The following is a 7,285-nucleotide window of genomic DNA, read 5'->3' as shown; positions in this document are numbered from 1 at the left end:
TCCTTTTGCGCGCAAAGCTTTGGACACCTCGTATCATACCAAGAGGGCTCTTTTTCTATCAAACTCCAAATTCTTTAATTACAGGAATGCTCCCCGTTTGTGGAACAAGAGCAGCGAGAGCTTCTTCCACTATCGCTCTCCGTTAGCTTAAGTACACAAATTCACAATAGCGATTAATTTCTTTCTGTAATTTTATATTATTACATTGTGAGGTCCGCTAGTGAAATATAAAATCAATCCATAGAATGCCAGAGCAAGACCAATGTAAAAAGTCCAAGGATTATCTTCAGTTATTTTGTTAAATGTTCGAAGCGTTATAACTCCGAAAAATATAGTACAAATTGGAATGACAACAAAAATAGGACCAAATAGAAATGAAATAAGACCCATTAACATAGTAATTATTCCGTAAGGATTTTGTCTCTTTATTTCAGATAAATATAACTTCTCTTCTTCTGTCATATCATCTACTTTCTTTAAGGATTTTTTACTAAATCTTCCACCACCTTTATAAAAACTCTGCATATATTCTTAATTATTATAACGATTCTCCCTTTCGGTTTAACATCATCTTTTCCCATTTCTAGGGGGTAAAAAAAGAGCTACAGTAATATCAGCCCGTGAATTCACTAACACACCCGTCACTTTATGTATAAAATTTCACAAGGTTAAATTATTCACTCGCTATTACGCTAAATTACCCTCCTAGATTACCATCAAAAGATTCCTGCCAAATTACTTCATCCTCTTCATTCAATGCTTCAATTCTCATTTTATCTGGCTCTTTTGAAACAGAGTTTCTCTCATAATCTATTATGCTGTACCATACTCGCATATTTTCATTAATAGTTATAATTTTTGCATCATACACCGTTTCGTTTTGTATAACACGGACTGATTGAATTTGATTATCTCCAATGAAACCATTATATATTGAACCTCCACCAAACCAATTAAAATTGTCGGTTGGGTTTAGTCCATAAAAGTAAAATTGCTCTGTTATTCTATCTTCCAGTGAAGAGACCCGAAGGTTAAAACCTGTCTCATCAGTGTAAAAGAGTACATATTCATCCTCTTCGACCTCTTTGTACAATATTTCTGTTGATTCAGGATAAGGCACTATTTCATAAACCAGATCCGAGTTCATAAATCTTTTTACAAAACTAAAATTGCTGTCAAACAATTCATTTTCTAGCCTTTCGATTTCTTCCTTTAACATTCTATTTTCTGACTGTAAATTAATATATTCAAGAGGGTCGATCTCGGTATACTCTTCCTCGTCCTTAATAAATTCCCTCTCAATAGGAGATTCTTCATCTATATCATTAATATTTTTTTCGCTTTGCACTGGCTCTCTAAAAAAAATAACTACAAAGGAAATTAAAACTCCTATTGCCAACATACTTGTTTTTTCTCCAAACATCTGCCTCCTTCTAATTTCTATCTTCAAGTAACCCCCTTTATTTTAACACCATTTTCCAGCTCGCAAGTATAAGAAAAGAGCTGCAACATTGCAACTCGAAATTTTACAAACGCACCCGTTTGTTTAAGGACAAGTTTTCACAAACTGCACCAATCATCAGATACCATTTTATTTTTTAAAGCTATCCAACATTACATAACCAAAAATCAAAATAATTATCGTTGATATATTAGAGTTCATTAACTGTGTAATTTCGAATGAAAATGGAAGATAGTGCCCAAATGAAGTAAGGAAAAAAAGTTGAGTAATAATGATATAAAAGGCAGGTAGCCCCACTACGATTAATTTCCCCCAATTCACCGTCCATTGCTTACCTTCTTTAACTTCCTGTATTAAGCGTGGCAAACGGAGTAACACCCCAACAAAAACTGGAAATAAAGTTCCGAATATAACAAGTCCTTCCATTCTGAATTCTGTTTTCGCTACTTCTTCTAAATAAACTTGGATTTGAAATCCAAGGTACAAAATCCCCCCAATAACTACTGTCCATATAAAATGTTTTATGAAATTATTCATTATTGTCCCCCTTTTTATTCTGTTTACAGTTAAATACAAAAACTTCAGTATTACTTTCCGTTAGCGAAAGTGTCTGTTTATATGGTAAATTCAAAACCCGTCTTCTTTTTGTAAGGTGGTTTGTACTCGCTGAAGACTAATTTATATTTAGAAGTATCGTGAGGCAAAGCTGGTGATATGATGAACGTATATGATTCGTGCCCACCAGAGCCTCCCCCTCCTTCCATTCGGCTATCATAATCAGTATCCGCAACATCTTCTATTGAAAGGTCAAAAAAGTTGTGTTCCGGCAGAATCCTGGTTGGCATTTTGTCATCAAAATCGTCCCTGTCAATGATAAAATTAACGACACTGGCATTCTCATATTGACGTACAAAAGTAACCGAATAAAATACTTTATCTTTTTCAAATGACTTTAAGATCGGTATATTTTTCAGAAACCCTTTAGGTTCTACAACTGGCCGATAAACTTCTTCGTTTAAAAATTGTATAAAAACACTGTTTAGGAAATCTTCGTAGAAATTATATTTTATCGACCACTCTTCAATGAGTTGTTTAGTTGGAAATCCAGGATTGTTATTTGAGAGTTCCTTCCGCTGCTTTATTAGACTGCATATTTGTTCATCTATTGCTTCAATACGTTCGTCATAATGTTCTGTTGGTGGTTCAATTGGCATTCGCTTCATATTTCAGCCTCCAATGTAGTAGTATTTTGACATCAATATAACCTAGTATTATACACTAATTATTGTGCTAACCTCCCCTTTAGTTTAGCATCATTTTCCAGTCCCCAGGTGCAAAAAAAGAGCTGCACATTTGCAACTCACAATTTTTTACTAACGCAACCCGTTACTTCAATAAGCAAAACCGTCAAGCTATGATAAAATTATGTTTGCATTAAAATTTATTTAGTAGGTTGTGAGACACAATGAGCTTATTCGAAAAATTATATACACTTATTATACTTTTAGCAGTTGTAATTGGTATAGGCATAGGACAAATGGACCTAATAAGAGTTAATGCAGAAAGTTTTATTGTTCCTTTATTAGTAGCTATGTTATATATTACCTTCTTACAAATTCCTATCGAGGAAATCAAAAAAGCCTTTAAAAACATCAAATTTACATACACTTCAGTCACCATAAATTTTGTCTGGACACCAATTTTAGCATGGGTGCTAGCAATGATATTTCTAGGAGACAATCCAGCCTTATATATTGGATTTATTATGCTGATGGTCACACCGTGTACGGATTGGTACTTAATCTTCACAGGTATTGCAAAAGGAAATGTTGCACTATCAACGGCTATTTTACCTTTGAATCTAATCTTGCAAGTCATATTGTTGCCTATTTATCTTCTGATTTTTGGAGGAACCACTGGAGTTATTGAACTGGGGTTTCTAGTAGAAAGTATTTTAATTGTTTTATTCATACCTTTGGTCTTAGCACTTATAACAAAATTACTTTTGAGAAACAAGCAACAATTAAGAGAAAGTTTCATTTCTAAACTTAGCGTGTACCCAACTATATTCCTAAGCCTTGCAATTATAGCTATGTTCGCTTCCCAAGGACAATTATTGCTTGATAATCTAGATTTAATATGGCAAATAACACTCCCTCTCCTTTTGTTTTTTGTTATAAATTTTATCTTTAGTCAAAAGGTAGGTCGGGTTATGAAATATTCGTATTCAGACAGAACCAGTTTAAGTTTGAATACTTTAGCAAGAAACTCACCTATTGCTTTGGCAATAGCTATGACAGCATTTCCAGACCAGCCCCTGATTGCCTTAGTATTAGTTATAGGTCCATTATTGGAACTACCTGTTTTAGCCGTAATTACTCAACTTTTATTATTTTTTAATAAAAACAAGAGTCAGTAAAGATGAAAAAAATCTCCCGAAAATTATTTTATTTTGGGAGACTTTTTATATAGCTAGTAACATTCGCTAAACAACAACTACCTTGTGGATTATTCACTTCACATCCACATCGATGTTCCTTTATATTTTCACGAATATGTTCAACAGGATTAGGAACATATTCTTCTTCAACAGATTGTTTGATTCTTTCTTTTGTCCAACCAAAGCAATAGCAAATAGGAACATCTGAAGAGCTATTTTTTTGATGTACAGAAACCTTGACTTCTGATGTTAAATATTTTTTTTCATCCGTATCAAAATAAACAACATCACATTTACTTGTAGAACAAAAATAATGAGTTAAGCCTGCATTTAATGTACTCAAAATCGTTGGTTTTAGCATTGATTTTAACGTAATAACCTTCACTTTTTTTCCTTTTTCTTTACACGCTGGACACAATTCAGAGCCACTTTTTTCCGAAACTTCCTGTACATTTGTAGAACAGCAATCAGACATAATTTAGTCCCCCATTTTACATAAATCATAACATTTCTTCTTAAAGTCTACTGCTTCGTTAGTCAAAAGGCGTTCCTGCCGCTGTTGCAGAAACGCATCCATGACTTTAAGAAGAATATGTCAGAAATAATTTAAAACTATGAAGTGATTATCTACCTGCTATCATAAACTTATTCTTTTATCCTTAACAAACGTAAACTATTTAACGTAACAAGCAATGTTGCTCCCATATCAGCAAAAATAGCCAACCATAAAGTCAACCATCCAGGAACCACTAAAAGTAGAGCAATCGCTTTGATAGCTAAAGAGAAGGTTATATTTTGTTTAATAATAGTTAATGCTCTACGGCTTAATTTAATCGTATATGGTAGTTTGCTTAAGTCATCTGACATCAAAGCTATATCGGCTGTTTCAAGTGCTGTATCCGTACCAGCTCCTCCCATAGCTACACCAACAGTAGAAGCAGCTAATGCAGGTGCATCATTTACACCATCACCAACCATAGCAACCTTGTAGTGTTTAGATTTTAGTTCTTTGATAAAGTTAAGTTTATCTTCTGGAAGTAAATCTGCTTCAATATCTGAAACACCCACTTGTTTTCCAATTGCTTCAGCTGTTCTTTTATTATCACCTGTCAACATCACTGTTTTTTCAATGCCAGCTTGATGAAGTTTGCGAATAACTTCTTTCGACGATTCTCTTATTTCATCCGCAACAGCGATTAAAGAAAGAACTTCTTTGTCTGTACCTAATACCATGACCGTCTTTCCTTGTGTTTGAAAATTTAAAATACTTTCTTTTATTTCTGCTTTTACACCTTTAGGAAGAACTTCCTCAAATAAATTGGGGCTTCCGACATAGTACATTTGATTGTTAACAATTGCTTTTACACCTTTTCCTGTAATGGACTGGAACTCCTCAATCAATACTTCATTATAGTTCAAACCTTGTTCTTCTGCTTTTCTCATAATAGCTGAAGCAAGAGGATGTTGTGAACCATTTTCAATAGCTGCTGTAATAGTCAATAATTCTTCTTCATTATTATTAAAGGTGACAATATCAGTAACCGCAGGCACACCTTTCGTTAAAGTTCCTGTTTTGTCAAATGCTATAACTTTCAGTCCCCCTGTTTCTTCCAAATGGATACCACCCTTAATTAGTACACCATTTTTAGCTGCATTTCCAATCGCTGTAACGATGGAAACAGGAGTTGAAATGACTAACGCACACGGGCAACCTACCACTAATACAGCTAACCCCCTATAAATCCATTCGCTCCAATCGGCTCCCATAAATAATGGAGGAACTATTACTAGCAAAAGAGCAAAAACGATAATGCCAGGGGTATAATATTTTGCAAAACGGTCAACAAATTGTTGAGAAGGTGCACGTTCAGCTTGAGCTTCTTCAACTAGATGAATAATTTTAGACAGTGTTGAATCTTCTACTCGTTTTGTTACCTTTACTTCAAGTAAACCTTCTTCATTTAAAGTTCCAGCAAACACTTCATCATCAATAGTCTTTGTTACGGGAACACTTTCTCCAGTAATCGCTGCTTGATTTAAAGTTGATGTTCCTTTGATAACGACTCCATCCATCGCTAATTTTTGCCCAGGCTTTACAATCATATCATCGCCAACCTGAATGTCATCAACATGAACCATCATTTCTTTATTGCCACGACGAATCAGAGCTTCTTTAGGGGCAATATCCATCAACGATTCAATAGATTGGCGAGCTTTGTCCATTGAGTACCGCTCCAGTGCTTCACTAATAGCAAAGAGAATAACAACTACTGCTCCTTCTCCCCATTCACCAATGGCAGCTGCTCCTAAAATCGCTACTGTCATAAGTGTTGCCATATCAAAATTTAAACGAACTAAATTCTTTAACCCTTTAATAAATAATGAATATCCACCAATTACAATAGATGCCGCATACCCAATAATAGGAATAATATGCTCTTCCCCTAATTGTAATCGAAGAAAGAAGCTACTAATCAACAAAAATGTTGCAATGTACACTTTGAAATTCTCTTTTTGTCTCCAGAAGGCAACCCTTTCAACTCTTTGTTCTTTGTCATCTCGAACTTTTAAATTTTCAAAAGCTCCTGCACTTTCAAGTGATTCTATGGTTGTTTTACCAGTAACCGTGATTTTAGAAGCACCAAAATTAACGTTTGCATCCAAAACACCATCCAGGTGTTTTACGTTCGTTTCGAACTTTTTCGCACAGCCAGCTCAGGTGAACCCTTGAACACGATATGTTTTTGTTTCTTGTTCATTCACTTTTACTTTTTGTTCAGACATTGTTTTTCCCCTCTCTCGAATGAGTTAATGCAATAATCATTATCTGCTTGATATGTTCATCATCTAACGAATAAAACGCAAGTTTACCCTCTTTTCGAAACTTCACAACCCCTTGTTTATGAAGCGTTCGCAAGTGGTGTGAAGCATTGGCAACCGTAATTCCAACGATATTTGCAATATCACACACACAAAGTTCTTCATCTTGACATAAAGCATAAGTAATTTTTGCCCTATTTTCATCGGCAATAGCTTTTAACATGTGGGCAACACTAGAAATATCTACTGTCTGTAAATCATCTTGTATTCGATTAACCTTTTCCTCGTCATAAATATAGATTTCACAAGTGTCTTTTTTATTCATTATCATCACTCCATCATCATTCAAATATCTGCTTGAATATAGCATAACCCTATTTTAAAAAATATTCAAGTATTCATTTGAATGAAATAAAAAAAAAGAATTGGATAGCCAATTCTTTAAACAAAAATTCTTCAACTCTACTCCCTCTATAATCTTTTTGTTTTCTTACGAAAACTCCGTTTATCTAAGGATTTCATAGCTACTCTTTTTCATTAGACATTATTTACATGGTTAGTTT

The 7,285-nt window shown here is 34.2% G+C and carries 8 protein-coding genes; 1 reads left to right on the top strand and 7 read right to left on the bottom strand.

Features of this window, described 5'->3' with window-relative positions; genetic code table 11:
• Positions 1 to 192: 192 nt before the first annotated feature.
• The 4 genes from BK582_RS26310 to BK582_RS26295 form a co-directional block, all read right to left on the bottom strand.
• The gene (locus tag BK582_RS26310) at positions 193 to 462 is read right to left on the bottom strand and encodes a cell division protein FtsK (RefSeq protein WP_244895518.1); all 270 of its coding nucleotides are present in this window, start codon (positions 460 to 462) and stop codon (positions 193 to 195) included.
• Between the two features lie 235 nt (positions 463 to 697).
• A complete protein-coding gene (locus BK582_RS26305) occupies positions 698 to 1,450 on the bottom strand; it encodes a hypothetical protein (protein WP_139368376.1) in 753 nt (250 codons plus the stop codon).
• Positions 1,451 to 1,591: 141 nt separating this feature from the next.
• On the bottom strand, positions 1,592 to 1,999 hold the full coding sequence (locus tag BK582_RS26300) for a hypothetical protein (RefSeq protein ID WP_078598709.1): 408 nt from the start codon (positions 1,997 to 1,999) through the stop codon (positions 1,592 to 1,594).
• Between the two features lie 77 nt (positions 2,000 to 2,076).
• Positions 2,077 to 2,685 (bottom strand): hypothetical protein, encoded by a 609-nt coding sequence (locus tag BK582_RS26295; RefSeq protein WP_078598708.1) that lies wholly within the window; start codon positions 2,683 to 2,685, stop codon positions 2,077 to 2,079.
• A gap of 242 nt (positions 2,686 to 2,927) precedes the next feature.
• Here BK582_RS26295 and BK582_RS26290 point away from each other — a divergent pair, with 242 nt between their 5' ends.
• A complete protein-coding gene (locus BK582_RS26290) occupies positions 2,928 to 3,881 on the top strand; it encodes an arsenic resistance protein (RefSeq protein WP_013486815.1) in 954 nt (317 codons plus the stop codon).
• A gap of 28 nt (positions 3,882 to 3,909) precedes the next feature.
• Here BK582_RS26290 and BK582_RS26285 read toward each other — a convergent pair whose 3' ends face one another.
• The 3 genes from BK582_RS26285 to BK582_RS26275 all read right to left on the bottom strand — a co-directional run bounded on the left by BK582_RS26285 (position 3,910) and on the right by BK582_RS26275 (position 7,047).
• On the bottom strand, positions 3,910 to 4,377 hold the full coding sequence (locus BK582_RS26285; protein WP_013486816.1) for a putative iron-sulfur cluster-binding metallochaperone: 468 nt from the start codon (positions 4,375 to 4,377) through the stop codon (positions 3,910 to 3,912).
• Positions 4,378 to 4,547: 170 nt separating this feature from the next.
• Entirely contained in the window at positions 4,548 to 6,686 is a 2,139-nt protein-coding gene (locus tag BK582_RS26280) for a heavy metal translocating P-type ATPase (RefSeq protein ID WP_078598707.1), read from the bottom strand.
• Entirely contained in the window at positions 6,679 to 7,047 is a 369-nt protein-coding gene (locus BK582_RS26275) for an ArsR/SmtB family transcription factor (RefSeq protein ID WP_013486818.1), read from the bottom strand. Before BK582_RS26275 ends, BK582_RS26280 begins: the two co-directional genes overlap by 8 nt.
• Positions 7,048 to 7,285: the final 238 nt, after the last annotated feature.

It is taken from the genome of Evansella clarkii (assembly GCF_002019695.1).
In the GTDB taxonomy this organism is placed as follows: domain Bacteria; phylum Bacillota; class Bacilli; order Bacillales; family Salisediminibacteriaceae; genus Evansella; species Evansella clarkii.
The sequence above is the reverse complement of the archived record's forward strand: the minus strand, read 5'-3'. Positions and strand labels throughout refer to the sequence as shown.

Coding starts and splice junctions, on each gene's coding strand:
- BK582_RS26300 (WP_078598709.1), bottom strand. CDS start 1,999: ATGAATAATTTCATAAAACATTTTATATGGACAGTAGTTATTGGGGGG.
- BK582_RS26295 (WP_078598708.1), bottom strand. CDS start 2,685: ATGAAGCGAATGCCAATTGAACCACCAACAGAACATTATGACGAACGT.
- BK582_RS26310 (WP_244895518.1), bottom strand. CDS start 462: ATGACAGAAGAAGAGAAGTTATATTTATCTGAAATAAAGAGACAAAAT.
- BK582_RS26290 (WP_013486815.1), top strand. CDS start 2,928: ATGAGCTTATTCGAAAAATTATATACACTTATTATACTTTTAGCAGTT.
- BK582_RS26285 (WP_013486816.1), bottom strand. CDS start 4,377: ATGTCTGATTGCTGTTCTACAAATGTACAGGAAGTTTCGGAAAAAAGT.
- BK582_RS26275 (WP_013486818.1), bottom strand. CDS start 7,047: ATGAATAAAAAAGACACTTGTGAAATCTATATTTATGACGAGGAAAAG.